Annotated in this window: 17 protein-coding genes; 2 read left to right on the top strand and 15 right to left on the bottom strand. The window is 41.9% G+C overall.

From position 1 onward, the window contains the following. Positions 1-7: 7 nt before the first annotated feature. The 8 genes from V8V91_RS17755 to V8V91_RS17720 all read right to left on the bottom strand — a co-directional run bounded on the left by V8V91_RS17755 (position 8) and on the right by V8V91_RS17720 (position 7891). Entirely contained in the window at positions 8-2236 is a 2229-nt protein-coding gene (locus tag V8V91_RS17755) for a hypothetical protein (protein ID WP_373396607.1), read from the bottom strand. 128 nt (positions 2237-2364) lie between these two features. After that, entirely contained in the window at positions 2365-3162 is a 798-nt protein-coding gene (locus V8V91_RS17750) for a hypothetical protein (RefSeq protein WP_373396606.1), read from the bottom strand. Then, complete coding sequence (locus V8V91_RS17745) at positions 3156-3833, bottom strand: hypothetical protein (protein ID WP_373396605.1); 678 nt, start codon at positions 3831-3833, stop codon at positions 3156-3158. The genes V8V91_RS17750 and V8V91_RS17745 overlap by 7 nt, the downstream gene beginning before the upstream one ends. Next, positions 3797-4849 carry a hypothetical protein gene (locus V8V91_RS17740; protein WP_373396604.1) on the bottom strand — a complete coding sequence of 351 codons (1053 nt, stop codon included), beginning with the start codon at positions 4847-4849 and terminating at the stop codon, positions 3797-3799. The genes V8V91_RS17745 and V8V91_RS17740 overlap by 37 nt, the downstream gene beginning before the upstream one ends. Before the next feature lie 91 nt (positions 4850-4940). Beyond that, positions 4941-5345 (bottom strand): hypothetical protein, encoded by a 405-nt coding sequence (locus V8V91_RS17735; protein ID WP_373396603.1) that lies wholly within the window; start codon positions 5343-5345, stop codon positions 4941-4943. Then, the gene (locus V8V91_RS17730; protein WP_373396602.1) at positions 5305-6588 is read right to left on the bottom strand and encodes a LamG domain-containing protein; all 1284 of its coding nucleotides are present in this window, start codon (positions 6586-6588) and stop codon (positions 5305-5307) included. The genes V8V91_RS17735 and V8V91_RS17730 overlap by 41 nt, the downstream gene beginning before the upstream one ends. After that, positions 6555-6833 carry a LamG-like jellyroll fold domain-containing protein gene (locus tag V8V91_RS17725; protein WP_373396601.1) on the bottom strand — a complete coding sequence of 93 codons (279 nt, stop codon included), beginning with the start codon at positions 6831-6833 and terminating at the stop codon, positions 6555-6557. Before V8V91_RS17725 ends, V8V91_RS17730 begins: the two co-directional genes overlap by 34 nt. A 488-nt stretch (positions 6834-7321) precedes the next feature. Further along, complete coding sequence (locus V8V91_RS17720) at positions 7322-7891, bottom strand: outer membrane beta-barrel protein (RefSeq protein WP_373396600.1); 570 nt, start codon at positions 7889-7891, stop codon at positions 7322-7324. A gap of 131 nt (positions 7892-8022) precedes the next feature. Between V8V91_RS17720 and V8V91_RS17715 the strand changes: the two genes are divergently transcribed. Next, positions 8023-8952 (top strand): hypothetical protein, encoded by a 930-nt coding sequence (locus tag V8V91_RS17715; protein ID WP_373396599.1) that lies wholly within the window; start codon positions 8023-8025, stop codon positions 8950-8952. 2 nt (positions 8953-8954) lie between these two features. Then, entirely contained in the window at positions 8955-9632 is a 678-nt protein-coding gene (locus tag V8V91_RS17710) for a helix-turn-helix domain-containing protein (RefSeq protein WP_373396597.1), read from the top strand. 334 nt (positions 9633-9966) lie between these two features. Here V8V91_RS17710 and V8V91_RS17705 read toward each other — a convergent pair whose 3' ends face one another. The 7 genes from V8V91_RS17705 to V8V91_RS17675 all read right to left on the bottom strand — a co-directional run bounded on the left by V8V91_RS17705 (position 9967) and on the right by V8V91_RS17675 (position 18227). Next, on the bottom strand, positions 9967-10230 hold the full coding sequence (locus tag V8V91_RS17705) for an OmpA family protein (RefSeq protein ID WP_373396596.1): 264 nt from the start codon (positions 10228-10230) through the stop codon (positions 9967-9969). Positions 10231-10285: 55 nt separating this feature from the next. Beyond that, positions 10286-10594, bottom strand: a complete 309-nt coding sequence (locus V8V91_RS17700; protein ID WP_373396594.1) for a hypothetical protein — start codon at positions 10592-10594, stop codon at positions 10286-10288. A gap of 820 nt (positions 10595-11414) precedes the next feature. After that, a complete protein-coding gene (locus V8V91_RS17695) occupies positions 11415-11831 on the bottom strand; it encodes a hypothetical protein (RefSeq protein ID WP_373396592.1) in 417 nt (138 codons plus the stop codon). A 341-nt stretch (positions 11832-12172) separates the two neighbouring features. Continuing rightward, positions 12173-13144 carry a type IX secretion system membrane protein PorP/SprF gene (locus V8V91_RS17690; RefSeq protein ID WP_373396590.1) on the bottom strand — a complete coding sequence of 324 codons (972 nt, stop codon included), beginning with the start codon at positions 13142-13144 and terminating at the stop codon, positions 12173-12175. Positions 13145-13152: 8 nt separating this feature from the next. Then, entirely contained in the window at positions 13153-17751 is a 4599-nt protein-coding gene (locus V8V91_RS17685; protein WP_373396588.1) for a gliding motility-associated C-terminal domain-containing protein, read from the bottom strand. Continuing rightward, the gene (locus V8V91_RS17680; protein WP_373396587.1) at positions 17714-17974 is read right to left on the bottom strand and encodes a hypothetical protein; all 261 of its coding nucleotides are present in this window, start codon (positions 17972-17974) and stop codon (positions 17714-17716) included. The genes V8V91_RS17685 and V8V91_RS17680 overlap by 38 nt, the downstream gene beginning before the upstream one ends. Further along, positions 17943-18227 (bottom strand): hypothetical protein, encoded by a 285-nt coding sequence (locus V8V91_RS17675; RefSeq protein WP_373396586.1) that lies wholly within the window; start codon positions 18225-18227, stop codon positions 17943-17945. The genes V8V91_RS17680 and V8V91_RS17675 overlap by 32 nt, the downstream gene beginning before the upstream one ends. Positions 18228-18285 lie beyond the last annotated feature (58 nt).

Genomic DNA, 18285 nt, shown 5'->3' with positions numbered 1-18285 from the left:
GTTAGAGTTAATTGGGAATAATCACTGACTCCCCTTCATTCGAAACAGCTATCGAAGCTCCGTCTAACCTGGCAGATGAAAAAGGTGAGGCACTAAGAGATAAGTCGTAATTATTTAAGGTAAACTTTGAGGAAAGTTCTGAATTAAGGTAAAATTGACGACTATTTACACCATCTGTGGCCAGAACTCTATTTGGGTTTGAAGATTGGCCTCCGAAAATTACCTGCCCGGTGGTACTGCTACCTACATTTACCGTGGAACCGATAAGTGAAGTCTGGGTGGTTGAATTTGTTTTATAAATTGCAAACGCCTCAACTGCAGAGATAGGCGTGGTCCCTTCCATCCTATTTGCAGGCAGTCCATCTCCTGAATTGACTATTCTTACAGACTCATTAAAGTTGATAACTTCTGGATTAACAGTTACGTTACCCCTGGTAGTTAATGAATTAATTCCATTTTGATCCGCCCATATGGACACATTCCCATTTCCAAAGGCTGTTATCCCATCATCTGCTTTTAGCCAAAGGCTAGAGTTTTGAAATATAAAGCCCCTTTTCGTTACCAGGGTGATGTAGTGGCCATCAGGAATAGTTACTCCATTAAATGTCACTACATTATTTGTAAAATTTGAAGCATTAACGATGGTGGCCCCATTTCCGAAATCTCCATCTGAATCGATTAGAAGTACAAAGTCAGAAGTTATTGTGCCGGATACTGTTATTCCTGACAAATCAAAAGACAAATCAACAGTACCCACATCACCAGAATGTTGTACTAACCACTCTCTACCAATTCTATTTCTATAATTGCTCGGTAGTTCTGTAGCCTGCTCTGCCAAAGAGCCATTATCATGACCAACTATAAAATAATCCTTGTCATCTAATGAGGAAGGATTACTTATGACTAGGTTACCTTTTCCACTTTGGCCGGTACCGTCTCCACTTCCTGTATTGAGACTATTTGATTGAGGTTGATTTAATCCACTTAAGTCGTCTCGCCCAATCCCAAATACATCATTCCAATAATTCGTATTTGACCAGATTTGATTTCCTTCCCCATCCAAATAGGCATTGACGGAAGTGTCTAGGGATATTCCATATTTGAGGGCAAGATAGCTTTGAACAATTCTCCGCTCTGATTCACTAAGAATTATGGGATAAGTAACCAACTCTGCTATTTCAACCTGGTTGAAAATGCCATTGTACCTTCCTATACGAAGAGGATTAGGGGCAACATCCGTGTAGGATACAAAAAATTCATTTGCACCAACAGCTCCATTTTTATTTAAAATCAAAGAATTAAACGTGCCAGGAACCTCAGTACTATCGGTGACCGCGGTCATATCGGTAAGGGCAACCTCACCTAGCGCAGTCGTAGAGGTAGGGACTGCAACTGTATTTTGCTGGTACATTCTCCCATCGTCGGTCATACCTATATGTAATGGGCTAGGAGTCCCAGCTGCATCTATCGAATACACAATAACAGGGTTTGTCGAAATCCTCCTATAAACGGCAAATTGCGTAGATCTCTCTCCTCTTCCCTCCTTATTATAAATATCAGGGAGAACGGGGGTTTCAATTAGATCATCTACCCCATCAAAGGTTAAGGTAGGATTGAAATTGATCTGGGAAGTTCCGCTTATATTATAGGTAGGTTGTTGCGATGCATTAATTTGTTGAGCTTGGGCATTTGGAATAGTTCCTGAATTAGCCCAAGAAAATGTACCAGAAGTAGAAACACCTTCATTTGCTTTATACCAAAGATTAGCAATCGAAAACAATGGCTTTTTGGTAATAACTGTCAAATAACTACCATCGGGCAAATCTAGCCCATTGAATTCAAGTAAATCTCCATTAATATTTGTGACATCTACTATAGTCGCTCCCGCACTGAAATCCCCGTCTGCATCAATCAAAAGTTTAAAATCAAAATCTTCCGAACCGCTAATACTCAAGCCTGATAGGTCAAAAGTCAAATCTACTGTACCAACGTCTCCAGTCTGTTTGATTAACCATTCTCTCCCAATGCGTTTACCACCGATAAAATCTGTTGGAAGCTCGGTACCCTGTTCTGCTAATGAGCCATTGTCATGACCAAGGATCAAAAAGTCTCCATCATTTAAAGAGGAAGGATTTTTAAGTACCAAGTTTCCCAATCCGCTTTGTCCTGTACCATCCCCAGTACCTGTATTATTGCTATTGGATTGAGGCTGATTAAGGCCATTGACGTTATCCATACCAATGCCGAAGACATCATTCCAGTAAGTTGTATTGTTCCAAATTACGGTTCCATCTGACGACAAATAATTCGTAATGGTAGGGTCAAGGGTAATTCCATATTTTATCGCCAGGTAGGATTCAACCTTTATTTTGTCACTTTCAGAAAGTGCATTCGAAAAAGAATAATTTCAGCAATATCCCCATCAAGTCCATTCCATTGGATATTTGACCCTCCAATTACTGGAATAAAAGTTAAATCGGTAAAGATAGGTGGGCTTCCAAATACATTAAGTGATCGTGGACTCCCATTCAGTCTTGCTGTCACATTTGGAGAAACACTTGGCGATACATCAAAATTATTGACCGTAAATTTTGAGGTAATTGACCCATTTCCATAAGTATAAAATGAATTGCTTGTCCCATTACTTAAAACAGTAGAATTAATATTAGTCACGCTCCCAAAAATCGTAGGACCACTTCCATTTTGATTGCTAGTGGAACCAATGATAGTGGATAAAAATGATGTATTTACTTTATAAACGGCGAAAGCATCCACAACGGAAATGGAAGTATTTCCTGTTAACCGATTGGACGGAAGACCCTGACCCGCTGGATTGGACATGCTGACCGTTGGATTGAAATTAGTAATCCCGGTATTGTAGGAAACTGTACCAGACACTGAAAATGTGTTGGTTCCAGTTTGGTCAGTCCAACCAGTCAGTTGTGATCCATTAGTGCTTACCCCTTGGTCAGCTTTTAGCCAAAGGTTGGCCGCTTGAAAAATTGAGGGAGTTCCAACAACAAAAGTAAAAACTGCTCCATCGGGAAGTTGTGATTGACTAATAGTATTATAAACTAACTTAGTATTTGTTACCTCATCGGGGACAATTTGAAATACAACACCATCTGTGAAGTCCCCATTTCCGTCAGTATCGATCAACATCCTGTAATTGCTTGGATCTGTACCTCCGGATAGTTCCTACCCACTGTGTAAAATTCCAACTTGATGTCACCGACAAATCGAGTTTGTTTCACTTTCCATTCTCTACCAACTCTAGCCATTTTTAGCCCAGATGGTAAATCTGTGGCCTGCGGATTAAGGGATCCATTGTCATGTCCAATCATCAAAAAGTCATCATCGTCTAGAATAGCTAATGCTTGTATTACAATGTTTCCTTTCCCGTCTTGACCAATTCCGGTTCCACTTCCTGTATTGATACTATTGCTGCTCTCTTGGTAAACGTCACTTGCTTGCTGTCTTCCTATTCCAAAAACATCATTCCAATATTGTTTATTATTCCAGATTTCAACTCCAGAAAAAGTGATGTACCTGTTTATGGAAGGATCTAATGTAATTCCAAATTTAACTGCTAGATACGAATGCATTTGCGCCCTCTCCAGCTCTGTGAGAGATCTTGGAAATACGATAAGTTCAGCCAATTCGCCATTTAGTTTACCTCGATTGGCACCACCGCCGATAACTGGGACATTGAAGAGGACCTCACTAAAATCACTACCTCTTTCCTGAGTGACTGGTGCTAATAATCCATTGACGTAGGCACTTGCAAGTGTGGGCTCTAAATTAACTGTATTGATAGAAAATTGAGAATCCAATTTTTGATTTTCAAAAACTGATCGTTATTTGAATTGTCGATTAATTTTGTCCTATTTAATAAAGCAGAAAAAATCCCCTCTTCACCGATATCTCCACCTAAAATTGTGCCTTGCTCAAGAAGTGATTTATGCTTAAACACAGCCATCACTTCCACCGCAGTAATCGGCGAGCTACCTACTAAACCATTTTCAGGAATTCCGCTAGAAGTTACATTTGAAAAACTTACTGCATTATTAAAATTAACTTCATCACTTAAAAATATTGGCTTTCCTAAAGTAGTAAAATCATTGATAGCAGTTTGATCTTCCCATTTTGTCAATTCAAGGGTCGAGTTAACAGCCTTACTAGCAACTCCAACCTCAGTTTTTAGCCATAAATTAGCATCACTAAAAGCAAAGCTTTTTTCAATTAGAACCGTAAAGACTTCACCATCTTTAAGGGTGATATCATCAAAAACTAAATTATCGTCACTGGTGAAATCAGTCGCATCGATAACTCGAAAAGTTCCTGTGGTAAAATCACCCGTTCCAGTTTCATTTACCAAAAGTTTGAGTTGTGATGCTTGAGTATTACTCAATGTTATTCCTCCTAGATTTATCTTTAATGAAAAAGTACCTACATCTCCAGTTTGCCTTACTTTCCATTCCCGAGATAATCGGCTGGATCTTGATAAGGAAGCAGGTAAATCTGTGGTTTGCTCAGCCAAGTTTCCATTATCATGGCCTATTATTAAGAAATCCCCATTATCTAGAGATGAGGGATTTTCAATCAAAATATTTGCCTTACCGGTTTGAGGAGTTCCATCTCCGGATCCCGTATTAATACTGTTTGACCGAGGTTGGTTCAACGTTGAGGCATCGTCTTTTCCTATCCCAAATACATCATTCCAATAAGAGGTATTATTCCATAGGACTGTACCTGAAGAATTAACATAATTGGCCACACTTTGGTCAAGGGTAATTCCATATTTTAACGCTAAATAACTTTCAAGTTTTATTTGTTCATTAGATGACAAACCATAACCGAAAAAGAAATTTCAGCAATATCCCCCGAAAAAAGAGATACCGGACTATTGTTAAAATTATGGGCAATTTTAAAGCTATTTGCTAAATTTTGTTGAAATGCAGGTATTGGTAGTGTCCCAGATAAAGCACCATCCACATAAAGATTTGCAGTATTCCCCCAAGCTTGGCGGTAAGAAGAAACCATTTATTGGGGGTAATTACTCTACCACCTACTTGCGATAAGGTGGAACCATCTGCGACCACAAATCGCCAATCTTGACGAAATATTTCAATAGCATATCCAGTTAAAGGGGCTGCGTTTAAATTAAGACTGTTAAAAATGTTCGCACCATTATTCACTTGGTTAGCACTTACTACCGTGCTTAGGGTAAAAGAAGGAGTATTTAAACTAGAGGAATAGGGGATCGTTACCCTATCATCTACGCCGTCAAAAGTAATAGCAGGGTTAAAGTTTGCCAGTTGGGAAGTAACCTGAGGCTCCCCCAATGGTAGTTGAGTGGTTAGTTGTCTGGTCTGCCCAAGTGCTCAAAGATCCAGTTGAAGGCGAGACTCCTGCATCTGCCTTCAGCCATAAATCTGCGCCAGATACTCCTCCTCCTGCAGGTGATGGATTGCCAACTATAAAATTGGAAGCTGAACCGGTCAAAGCAAAATTATTTATCGCTCCATTATAGCCCCCGGCAAAATCATAAAGCTTTTTTAAAAACCCGTTGCTTTGAGCACTTAAACCTTGATCAAAAGAATAATGCGCTATGATATTTGGATCAGTTAAGGGATCATAATTTTGAAAAGTACTCGAAACATCAGCATAAGTCTTTGGAGTGTTCCAAAACTTAATATCAGCTATCTCACCTGGAAAGAAAAAGCCAGGATTGCCCGAATTATCGCTGGCACCAATTAATAGTTCAATAGATGTTTTAATGGAATTGCCACCAGATGTTGAATTTCCTTCAAGGGCCCCATCTACATACAATTCCAATGTGTTGGTACTCGAATTATAAACACCTTGCAGGTGAGTCCATTTATTTAAAATAATCGGTGAAGTGCTAGTAACGATACGCCATCCCGATCCAGTTCCTATCCAAAATTGCCAACGATCATTATTTGCGGCATAAAGCACATAACCTTGAAAGCTTGAATTTTTATTAGAAACAACAGCTCTGAAACTTCCTGCACCTCCAGTAACTTTAGCCCAAGTTGAAATAGTTATATCAGTAGGATTTAGATTAGCATTGTATGGAACAGATACATGATCGTTGATCCCATCAAAATGGAGTCCGTTAATTGGATTGGCAATAGAGCTTGGGAAAAAATTAGGAGAATTTCTTACTGTGCCGTTTAATCCAGCTACGTTAGTAGAACTGTTGATTAATGTTTTACTATTTGTATCAAATTTGTAATCGGCCACTAAATTAGTTTCGGTAGGCGACAGATCCTTAAATAAGTTGGCACGAAGTTGCTTTTCCGTCCTTGTGGCATTCCAAAACCTTACCTCATCAATATCCCCAGGAAAATAAAATATAGGCGTATTTCCCGAATCATGTCCGGTACCAATTCGGGCAGGCTGATCGGGATTTGGTGCATATGAAACATTGGTATTAGCAACCAAATTGCCATCAATATAGAGGCGCATGTTAGTTCCATCATAACTCAAGGCAACATGAGTCCAACTATTTAATTCTACAGCAGGGCCATTTAGCTCTTGAAACCCCCTCCGGTACCAACCCAAACCCGCCAGTTGTTTAGGTTATCGGCATAAATAACATAGCCCTGTTGCGTATCTGTATTTCTATTGGAAACAACAGCCCGAAAACTACCAATCCCCCCAGTAACCAAAGCCCATGCTTCCACAGTAAAATTGGTAGTATTTAAACTTGAATTATGCGCAACTTCTGCATATTGGCTGGAGCCATTCAGGTTTATCGTGTTATCCTGAGCATTTACTGAAAAAATTGAAACAAAAAAAACCAACAAAAAATCCAAATCCTTTCATTCAAGAAATTTGAAAGGAAAGCAATTTTAGAAATTTCAGATTTCTGTAAAAATCTTATCATATAATCAACTCAGGGATACTAAATACAAATTAAACTCGATGTGAAATTGCTAAGAACTACCTTTTAAATGGTTTAAATCACTTAGTAAATAGATCATAGAAATCTTATAAAATCATTATTTCTAAGACTAGTTGAATTAAACAACTCACTCATATACAATGTTTTAATTTCACGTCAGTTAAAGGGCTTATTGTTTTTGAACATGATTTAAGTCATTCTGCGCTTTAAATGACTTGGATTCAATTTAACTAAAGTAAAAAAATCTTATCTCAAAAAGAATCCTCTACCATTTAAATAGAAGTAATTCAACTTTTTTTTGCAATTAGTTAACATCCACGAAACTGTATATTAGTATTATTTTAAAAAACCAGATAGTACCATTATTATCTGGTTTTTTAAAACACTTAATTAAAACCTTAATCCCGCTGTCAAGAAAAAGCCCTTTGTATTACCCAAATCAATATTGGATACATCTTCCTGAATATTGGTCACAGACCATTGATAAGATGCATCAATGTAGAAAATTGCTATGTCGAGGCCAGCCCCTGCAAAAACACCCCACTGAGGAGAACTGATGTCATCTTTATCCAAAAACTCACTACTGGTACCTGTTACAATATAGGTTGATCCACCTCCAAATATTCGAAGGCCAAAAGCCGAGTCTGCATTTCCCAAAACATCCAAGCCAAGAGCCACAGGAATGCGAATCCCATGGTAGGTAGCATCAGTTACAGGCGCAGAGTCTGAAGTCACATATTCAAATGAAGAAGTCTGATAAAACGCCCCAGGTTCAATGTAAAACTTTTCTCCAAAGGCAACACTGGCACCGATTTGCCATCCAACTTGTCCTTTGGCATCAGCACCATCGCCCGTGATATTTGTAAAGTTGATTCCTACCCCGGGTTTCACTTGAGTTTGAGCAAATGAAAATGAAATGCCCAAAACAAAGACAGAGAATACTAATAGAATTTTTTTCATTTTTAAAAGTAGGTTTAGTGATCTCCTAATTTGAGCATCCTGATGGAATCACAAAATTTTGTTTTGGTGTCATTTATTACAGAGGGTGTTTATTTTATAAATCTTGTTATTTTTAAGTGTAATTTTTGAACATGAAGAGAGTTATTCCAATCCTAATCGGATTTTTCATTCAAAATTTTGAATTAAAAGCACAAGACACTGTTTTTGTCGCCAAACATTTCTTTGCTTCTCCTGTGAGAAATGTTTTTAATGTAGGGGAAGAGGTCTATACTAAGACTGGAGAGAATTTATATTTACTTGAAAATAATGAATGGAACCCTCAAAAAATACAGTTCAAAAAAGCTTATGTTTTTTATAAAGATGGTTTTTATGAGTCTGATTTTATTCCAAATTCTGAGCTTTTTGATGCCAGTGGAATGAAGGACCTTATCCCTCAGCGGGGATTGTTCATCACTACAGCAGCACTTAAAGGTTCGAGGCTATTTGTAGCTAGTGGTAGTGAATTATTTGAATATCAAATTTATGATCATTATTCTAAAAGTTATTATAATACATCGATCAGAAACATTTATATCAATGATAGCCTAAAAGTTGTTTCTACCTACTCTGGAATTTTTGTAAATGATTCTATTCTGCTGGAAAAACCTGGTTACTCAAACGGCCCTTTAACTGTCATAAATGATCACTATTACCTCAATAGCGATGAACTATTCCAATTTATTCCCCCAGATTCAACGGTATTATTAAATAATGCAACCAATGTATTTGCGGGAAATATTCGTAAAACGGTTCAATGGAACAACCAAATTTATTCCCAAAACACTCAATCTATTAATTTATTAGGGGATGATTTTGATTTGGCTCCTATTCATAAGGATTTCGAATACCTAGATTTAGAAGCGGTCCCAGAGGGTTTGCTTTTTGCAACTTCTGAGGGCAAGTTTCTTTTTTATGATGGAGGTCAAGTTTCTGAAATTATTGACTTAGGGATTAGAATTCGGGATATATACCCTACAGAAAATCAAATTTACCTAGCATCTGATGATGGAGTTTTTCCTTAGAAATGGAGGATCCAGGCTCTTTAAAAAAGATTGCAGATACAAGGCTAAACGTCCATATCGAAAAAGACAATCTGGGGAATTTATGGATATCCACAGAAAACGGCTTATACGTAATAAGTAAAGACTTCACTGATGTTTTACCTGTAATAACTGGAGTAGAATTTAATAGGGATGCATTCTTTTATTTCCATGATTCAATTTATGTGGGAGCCGTGGATGGGCTATATACTTTAAATTCTGTAGAAGTAACAAAAAGCTTCATTCCTGCTGCCATCAATAAATTGGAACCGGTGTCACCTATTAGTTTAAAAATTATTCTAATCTCTTCCGCTTGTGTTATCGTTTTGGGATTTTTGATTTATTCTTACCTAAAAAAGAAAAACTCAGAGAAGTTAAATTCCGAAGAGTTAAAAGGTAATCAATTAAGTCTTCAGGTTCTGGAAGAAACAATCATTTCCAACAAGATAAATTCAGTAGAAGGGCTTGCTAATTTTTTGGAGACAAACACAGTTCAACTTAATAGAAACTTCAGGGAGTTTAATATTACTCCAGGCAAATTCTTAAAAAAGGTAAAGTTAGATTATGCTAAAAGTCTATTAAATGAGGGTTACCCAATCGAAGAAGTTGCAAGTATTGTAGGTTATTCCAGCAGATTTTTAAGGAAAGAATTAGAAAACTAAATATAGCTTTCATTCAAATGTAGTCTCCTCACACTATTTGCTTATTTCATTCATTGACTGCCCCTACCTTTCTTAAAAAGATAAAAAAAGCCGAACCTAAAAATTATAGATTCGGCTTTTTGACTCTCTTTAAATTATATTTTACAGCACATCCACTTTTTCTGTCTACCCGAGTAGGTGAACTGTGATTTGCCGATCCTCAGCTCAGTCCTTCTGTTCAGCTGGTGCATCGCAGGGGTACAATTCCCGTCACTGCAGTCCTGAACCGGTCGTGTCTCCCGAACCAGCCCTTCCATCCGGTTCTCCTCGATCCCACGGTTGGTCAGGTACGCCTTCACCGCATCCGCCCTTCTTCGGACAGCTTCTGGTTGTAGGCATCGTCTCCCCGCTGGTCAGTATGACCCTCGATGTACAGCATCAGGTTCGGCATGCGCTTCAGCATGATCGCCGTACGTTCCAGCTCCTTCTTGTGCACGTTTCTCAGCATGCTCTTGTCAAAGTCAAAATAGATCGTCGGGATCTGGGCGATCTCATCCTGGATCTGGCTGAACAGGTCCTCCGGATCACAGAAGTCCTTGCCCTTCAGCTCCTCGGGCATCTCATATTGCTTGCTCGGGTCCGGGAACGCCTCCAGTACCAGTTCCGACCTCGGTTCAGCTGGTGGGCAGACTCCGCACACGAACCCCGTCCCCGCAGTCGTTGATCAGCTCCTGCTCCCGAACCATTCCAGACGGATACGCTCGGCAGGGATCTCGTACTGTGCCATGTATTCGGTCACCGCTGTCGCACGGCTGTTCGACAGCTTGATGTTGTATCTTCACTGCCCTGGAATCCGTGTGGCTGCCCACCAACAGGTCCAGGAACGGATAGCGGCCCATCAGTTCGGCCAGCTTGTCCAGCACCGGCTTCTTGGCATCCTCACGGATCACATACCTGTCCAGGTCGTAGTACACGATGTCCACGCGTATACCGGCAACTGGTACGGGATCGGGATCAGCTGGTATTCCCCGCTTCAGCGTGTCCCCCTCAAAGCCTTTTGTGGTGATCTCCTCGTCGGTGATGCTGAAGTAGCCCGGCTTGCTGATCTTGATCCCAAAATCGCCGTCCGGCTCCAGTTCCGCAGTCAGTTCCCCTTGGGGTTTCTTTGGGTCTGCACGTTCCCGTTATGGGGTCTTGTCACGGAGCGTGGCCAGGTAGGTCGCTGATCACCACTCCCTCGCAGTCGATCACACGCGCCACAAACTGCTTGTACACCTCTTCCACACTGTAGATGTCATCCAGCCCCATTCCCCCTTTCGGTTCGAGGATAGGTGGTCTTCCGGTCTGCCCTCTTCCTGCTCCACTTCACGGTAGCCGAAGTCACGGCCATCGAGTTGATCGGGGAGCCCATGTTCTCCACGTTCGTCATCCCCGTAGCACTGTAGTCCGCCATGAAGATGTCCATGCCTTCTAACCCACGGTGGCCCGTGGAACTGAAGTAGAACTTTATCCCCTGTTGCTGAACGCATGGGACTCGTTGCCCGCGTGTTCACCGTCGCCCCCAGGTTCACAGGAGTCCCGAAGTTCATGTTCTCGTCGTATTCCGAATACAGGTCCGTGCCACCAAGGCCGCCCGGCATATCAGAGGTGAAGTACAGCCGCTTGGCCGCCTCGTCCACATACGGGTTCATCACCGCATAGCCGATCGAGTCGTTGAACGGCACCGCAACCCTTCCAGCGTTCCGTCTTCGTTCACCTTGCTGTAGTAGATCTCAGGCTGCACTGTGATCTCACGGTTTTTCCTCACCTGGTGATCCCGCGGGTCACCGAATAGAACAGCAGTCCCTGTTCAACAGGCGTAGCTCGGATCCGGAAAATTATAGGTGTCAGAACGTTCGATACCACTTCGCTCACGTTCCCATCCCCGTCCTGTCTGTACACACTGAAGTACTCCCGGTCCGTATAGTCCTGTTTCTCCTCACTGAAGATCTTGTTCCTCCTGTCGATACGGATGCCCGGCATCTTGCTCGGATACGTACCCCCACGGCTGGAGGTGAAGTACCTGTTCCCGTTCCCGTCCTTGGCAAAGCGTGAAGTCAGATTCGAACTGTTCAGACCTTCCACGCCTTCCACCTTCACCTTCCGCTTTCCCTGTAGCTTCAGCAGGGCAGCGACCTGGGATGCTGTCCGCTCCCACGCCCTTCGATTCCAGTACCGCACGGGCCTCGGACATCCGGTCGGTCAGCTGCGCATAGCGCAACAGCTGCAGGTAATCACCCGGTGTCGCCTCCTCGTATTCTCCTACCGTCGTCTTCCACCAGTCAAATGTGTTGTCATAGTCCCGAAGCACCTCATAGGCTCGAGCCGTCTTCTTCGCCGTCTCCTGGTAGTTCGGCTTCTTCGAATACGCTTCCGGTACACCTCTACGGCATGCTGGAAGTTCATCAGATCCATCTGCTCATCGGCATATCGCACCTTCCGCTTCTGTGCCTCTACGGTCCCTATCGTGCCAAATATCATTGCCGAGGCAATACTCAATATCGTCAATGTCTTTTTCATAATCAGAACCATCTTTGGTTTTTCATCACTGCTTTTCTTGGGGTCATGTAGAAGCCTACAGACAGCTCATGGGAGTTGTTGTTGTAGTCGCTCAGCACGTTCAGGTTATGGTCGTACGCATAGCCCAGACGCAATCGGTCCGTGGCAAAGATCTCGATGATCGCGGCAACCGCGTTCCGGTTGCTCAGATTCTCGGCCAGGTTGTCGTTCCAGATCTTCAGGTTGCTACGGTAGCTGCCCCCCAACCAAACACGGTCGTAGAACAGGAACATCGCATTCAGGTCATAATTCGTGGGAGCTCCCTTCACCTCCTTGATCAGGAAGCTCGGCTTGAACTGTACCTGGTCCGAAAACGGGATCATCACACCGGCGGTCAGGTAGTAGTGGAAGTCATGGTACGCAAGGGCTACATCCTCCCGCTCCAACGACTTCTTGCCTACCATGTTGTACATACTGAAGCCCGCATAAAAACGGTCCGTATGGAAAAACAGACCCGTGTTCAGGTTCGGACTCATCAGGTTCACACGGCCCCCGGGGATCTCGCTGTCCGGAAAATCATTCGGATCAAGCATGTCCCCGTCTATCGAGTACTGGCTGAAGCCCGCGCTCACCCCAAGACCCAACCAGCTCTTCGAACCCGTCTGGATACGGTAGGCATACGTCAACAGTCCTCCTGTCGTACGAGCCGGACCAAGGTTGTCACTCAAAAAACTGACCCCAAAGCCCATCTTGCCCTCGTTGGCGGACAGGTCTGCCGTCACCGTGAACGTCTCCGGCGCACCGGGAAAATTCACCCACTGGCTACGGTACGTGCTCTGGATATAAGGCTCCCCCTTGTATCCCGCATAGCCCGGGTTGATGTGCAGCCCGTTGAAAATGTACTGGCTGAACTGGGGAAGCTGCTGGCCCTTTGTTATCCCCGATACCGAGAATAACAAAACACTCATTACTATGATTCTAAAAGTCGTTCTCATATCGCTTCTTAATTTTCTTTTATAACCTGAATCCAGCCCTTGAACTCGTGCGTTTTGTCGTTACTATCTACTGTGGTCAACACAAAGAAGTAAGTTCCTGCCACTTGCCCTGGAGCGTCCCAGTCGTTTTGATAATTCTCCTGTTCGAGAACATGGTCACCATATCTGTTGAAGATCGTGATCTCATTGCTGACAAACTTGCCAAGACCCTGGATCACAAAGGTGTCATTGTCTCCATCGTTGTTTGGAGTGATTACATTCGGAATGTGGAACGGTAAGATGGTATTCACATCATCATCCTGATTGTTCGATTCGTCGGTATCATCCTCATCAGATCCCACAATCACTGTATTAGTAATTGTACCTGCAGCTCCGGCTTTAACCGTCACTCGAATGGTTACTGATGCATCTGCCGCTAGTACTGGAATTGTCCATGTAATTGCAGTACCGGAAACATTATCAGTGACAGTTGCTCCAGAACTATTTACTGTTACCTCATTACTTAAGTAAGTCACACCAGTTGGAAGATTATCAGTTACAATTACATTGGATGCTGGAGTATCTCCATTAGTCACCACGATCTCATAATCGAATACATCTCCTTCAAAGATCTCTGCTTCAAATGAAGTCTTGCTCACATTTAGATCCACTTGATCGTTTTGTAATCTGAAGACTACTGTAGCATCGTCATTATTGCTTGGGTTTCCAGCCTCTCTCAAGATGTATTTCAATCTATACTCTCTTGCTTCATTCACACCTGGTATCAAGCTCAATTCACCATCATCATCAATTAGTAAACCGATTACTCCGTCCAATTCTGTGAATTCGAAGTCCACATCTGCTGGATCAGGTCTTTGACCATTTAGCAAATCGTTCTCTAAGATGTTTCCTAATCTACCTCCATAGCTCAAGAAATAGGTTCCGAAATCATCATCGTTGGCAATGATCTCAGGGTCTGGAGCTGGCGGCGGTGGCGGAGGAGCAGGTAAGTTCATCGCTACATCTACAGAATCCATATCCTCTACCTCTGTTCCATTAGGAGCAGTGCCTTTCACAGTAGCTGTATTACTTACTTGTTCTTTGTTTCTCAAATCATCCAAAGTCACCATGTAAGTGGTTGTAAAGACTTCAGTCTCATTTGGCAATAACAATCCGATGGTCTCCTCAAATCCAGTCAATGGATCAGAAACTAGCACATTTACTAATGGTGCAGTACCGGTATTAGTTACTGTCAATGTGTAGGTAATCTCTTGACCTGGGAAGGTTGCCTCTTCAATATCAGCTGTTTTCACAATCTCGATACCTGGCTCTAGATTCACACTAACAGTTGCCTGACCTTGTGCTTGAACCGTTGTGCCTGAGAAAGTATCCACCGCATTCACAGTTGCGATATTCAAGATTGGCTTACCACTCAATAAGTCTTGCAATGTTACTGTATAGGTAGTAGAGAAAGACTTCATTTCTCCTGGTGCCAAGGAAATATTCGGCAAAGAAAGTCCGGTCTTAGGATCGACCAAATTACCACTAGATAAAGTTACATTACCTGTGTTGGTCACTTCCAATGTATAGTTTAGAACAATTCCCTCTCTACTTACAGATTCTAGATCTACCGTTTTGTTCAAGTCAATATTTGGAATTCTAACTGCCTCTACTGTTACCTCATCTTGATCTTCTACCACTTCGCCTTTCACTGTAGTTCCAGATGTAGTAGCCACGTTCAAGATAGAACCAGCATCCATATCTGACTGAGTTACGGTATAAGGTGAATTAATTGTAGAAGACAATCCTGGGGCAATAGTGCCAACATTCAAGTTCAGACTTGTCAAAGGATCTGAAATAATCACATCATATAGAATCACATTTCCAGTATTGGTTACTGTCAATGAGTAGATTATCTCTTGACCTGCAGCTTCTACCTGAGAAGGATTAGCTACCTTCTCGATATCGATGCCTGGACTTAAGGTCATACATTCAACCACCGAATCAGAATCTTCTGCCAACACAATACTTTCTACCTCTGATGATAAGTATACAGTTGCAGAAGCAGTATTGGTCACACATTCTTGCTCAATGATATCTTGAGTAATCACCAGTTGAGTTATATAATTTGCAGAAGAACCTGGTGCCAATGTCGGAACTGTCCAAGCATCTCCTGTCAACTCATCCACCACTTCAATATCATTCAATTCAACATCTCCATCATTGATGACTTTGATGTTATAGGTGATGAATCCACCTACCTGATCATCATTGGATACCACAGTTTTCTCAATTTGAACAGATGGCTGAACAACCAAGACAGTCACAATTGCTGTATCACAATTCGTTGGGTTAGGATTAGTACATATTCTATACTCTAGTGTATAAATACCTGGAGTAAGACCTGTACTTACACTAACTAGACCCGTTGTTGTATCCAGAATTAAGGCTCCTGGCGTAGATTGAGATACCTCAAATACATCTACTAAATCGGTATCCAATCCTGTCAGATCACCCAAAATATCATTATCCAATACATTAACAATGTTAGAATACCCAAGTTGGCTTGATACAGGGATTCCTGTCATATCATCGTCAACTGCGATTGGAGGATTTGGATTAGGATTACATGCCTCTGTAGCTCCTGGATAGGCTATCTCAGAAGTTACTTCTGGATTCAATTCAAATCTCACATAGGCTCCTTCTTCTCTTACTCCTGCGAAATTAAAGTCACCAGAAATCCATTGTTTCTTAACAAGTTTCCATCCTGGCCACTGACTTCCATATCCACCTGGTAAGGTATCTGCTCCTGGGAACAACATGTAACCTTCCATTGGAATATTCTCATATCTAATGATCTCTTGATCATTACTATCATACCAAATCATGGTCAATGGATTTGGATTTCCTGGTGCTAGATCCTGCAAGTTAAAGTTAGCAGGCTCAAGCAACCATCTTAAATATGGAGCATCCAATTCGCAATAAGACTCTATTTCATCTATCAGTAATACAGGTTCAACTGTAGCACTAATTACTGCTTCATCATAATTGTCAGCATTACCGATTTCTGTAATTCTATAAGTCAATTCATAATCACCTGCAACCGCATTTGCTGCAATAGTGATGACACCATTTTCATCTACTGTTAATACACCTGAAGGATCAGGAACTACAGTAGTAAGAATTACATTTCCTGTGTTGGCAGCTCCTCCTAGATAAGAGTCATTGTCAAATGCATTGATAGATGCAACTCCTCCAGAAATGGTGTAGGTACCAGCGTTATCATCTACTGCAAGGATATCATTAAATATCGCTTCAGCTGTAGCCTGATCTGGGTTTGACATAACTTCTGTTTCATTGAGGTATCCAATTGCTGAAGCAATATTGGTAACCGAACCATTTGTTAAATCAGCTTGAGAAATGGTATATGTAGCAGTCAAAGTCAAGGACTCATTCGGTGCCAACGTATTCTCTACTGCTGCTGGGATACCAGGTACCTTATCATCCACTACTGTGAATGGTCCATCTAAGGTCACATTTCCAGTATTTGTTACGATGTACTGATACTCTACTACGTCCCCAACCACGCTATAAGGATTACCAGCTATTATTGATTTTTCAATAGATAGTGCTGGGTTCTGACATAGATCAACTTGTGTCTCGTTATCAGTATCAATAGAATCTCCAGATAGATCATCTACTGTAGTTTCCTCAAATACCGCAGTTGCTTCTGCCTGGTTATTGATGTATCGGATATTGGTATCCTCCAAAGTAACTTCATAAGTCGCAGTGTAGATTGCAGATTCATTTGGTAACAGAGTTCCTTCTGCACTGTTCATGCTGCTGCTTACGAAAGTAATTGCTGACATGGTACCTGTACCTGTGAAGTGGAATTCATTCACTTCAACATTATTCAAGGTCACATTTCCTGTGTTATATACGGTGAATGTATAAGTAATCAAATCACCAGTATCGTAGCAATCATCCTCACTTTCAACACCTGCTAATTTTACGATTGCTATAGAAGGCGTCTGTGTAAAGCATTCGATTGCTGAATCATTATCTCTTGCAATAACAATGTATTGAAGGTCAGAATTTCCGGATCCTGGTTGCTCCTGCTCATCCAGATACTCTCTTGCTTCAGCGAATGCAGTATTTTCATAGCACTCACCGTCAATGATTTCCTGAGTAATAGTCACATTCACTGTGAATGTTTGCTCTGCCCCAGGGATCAATTCAGCAATTGTCCAGTTATCACCAGTAGTTTCATCTTCTACATAGATGTCATACAAGGTTACATTACCTGTGTTCTCAACCTTGATTTCGAAACTTAATTCTCCACCTAACTCATCATCGTTAGAGATAAGAGTTTTGGTAAGGTCAAGAGATGGATCTTGGCAAAGATCTACTTGTGTCTCATTATCAGAGTCAATGGTATCACCTGAAAGATCATCCACTGTCAAACCATCACCATAGCTAGCCGTTGCCTCAGCTTGATTATTGATAAACCTTGTGTCGGTATCAACTTGTGTAATCACGTAAGTAGCAGTGTATTCTGCATTTTCACCTGGCATCAATGTGCCTTCAGGGCTATTCATGCTGCTGCTTACAAATGTAATAGCTGACATGGGTTCCGGAACCTGTGAAGTGGAATTCACTCACGTTCACATTTTCCAAGGTTACATTACCTGTATTGTATACAGTGAAAGTATAAGTCACTTCATCTCCTGTATCATAGCAGTCATCCTCAGAATCAACAGTAGCAGTTTTGATGATTGCAATTCTTGCATCAGTAATTGCCGTGATGGTCTCGCTGTCATTATCGCTCACTTCCCACATCGTCAGGATCATTGCCTGTCGCTGTAGCCGTGTTGTCCACCTGACCCGCATCCATGTCGGACTGGGTGATGGTATAGGTTGCCGTGAACACCTGGTTCTCGCCCGGTGCCAAGGTAACCGGACCCGGAGTGATCGCGCTCAATCCACTCAATGGATCGCTCACTGTCACATCTGTCCAGGTCACGTTGCCGGTGTTGCTCACATCGAAGGTGTACGTGATCACATCCCCTGCAGCATTGTAGGTAGATGGCGTAGCACTCTTCACAATCTCGATCGACGCATCCTTCACTACCGTGATGGTCTCGCTGTCCGTATCTCACTTC

Origin of the sequence: Algoriphagus halophilus, assembly GCF_041729275.1 — a bacterium.
Lineage (GTDB): Bacteria > Bacteroidota > Bacteroidia > Cytophagales > Cyclobacteriaceae > Algoriphagus > Algoriphagus halophilus_A.
This window is presented reverse-complemented; position numbering and strand designations above follow the sequence as displayed.

Bases quoted from the DNA above. Each gene is read 5' to 3' on its own strand.
- V8V91_RS17720 (WP_373396600.1), bottom strand. From the start codon at position 7,891: ATGAAAAAAATTCTATTAGTATTCTCTGTCTTTGTTTTGGGCATTTCA.
- V8V91_RS17750 (WP_373396606.1), bottom strand. From the start codon at position 3,162: ATGTTGATCGATACTGACGGAAATGGGGACTTCACAGATGGTGTTGTA.
- V8V91_RS17690 (WP_373396590.1), bottom strand. From the start codon at position 13,144: ATGAGAACGACTTTTAGAATCATAGTAATGAGTGTTTTGTTATTCTCG.
- V8V91_RS17685 (WP_373396588.1), bottom strand. From the start codon at position 17,751: ATGTCAGCTATTACATTTGTAAGCAGCAGCATGAATAGCCCTGAAGGC.
- V8V91_RS17680 (WP_373396587.1), bottom strand. From the start codon at position 17,974: ATGATCCTGACGATGTGGGAAGTGAGCGATAATGACAGCGAGACCATC.
- V8V91_RS17755 (WP_373396607.1), bottom strand. From the start codon at position 2,236: ATGGATAACGTCAATGGCCTTAATCAGCCTCAATCCAATAGCAATAAT.
- V8V91_RS17710 (WP_373396597.1), top strand. From the start codon at position 8,955: ATGGAGGATCCAGGCTCTTTAAAAAAGATTGCAGATACAAGGCTAAAC.
- V8V91_RS17715 (WP_373396599.1), top strand. From the start codon at position 8,023: ATGAAGAGAGTTATTCCAATCCTAATCGGATTTTTCATTCAAAATTTT.
- V8V91_RS17705 (WP_373396596.1), bottom strand. From the start codon at position 10,230: ATGCCCGAGGAGCTGAAGGGCAAGGACTTCTGTGATCCGGAGGACCTG.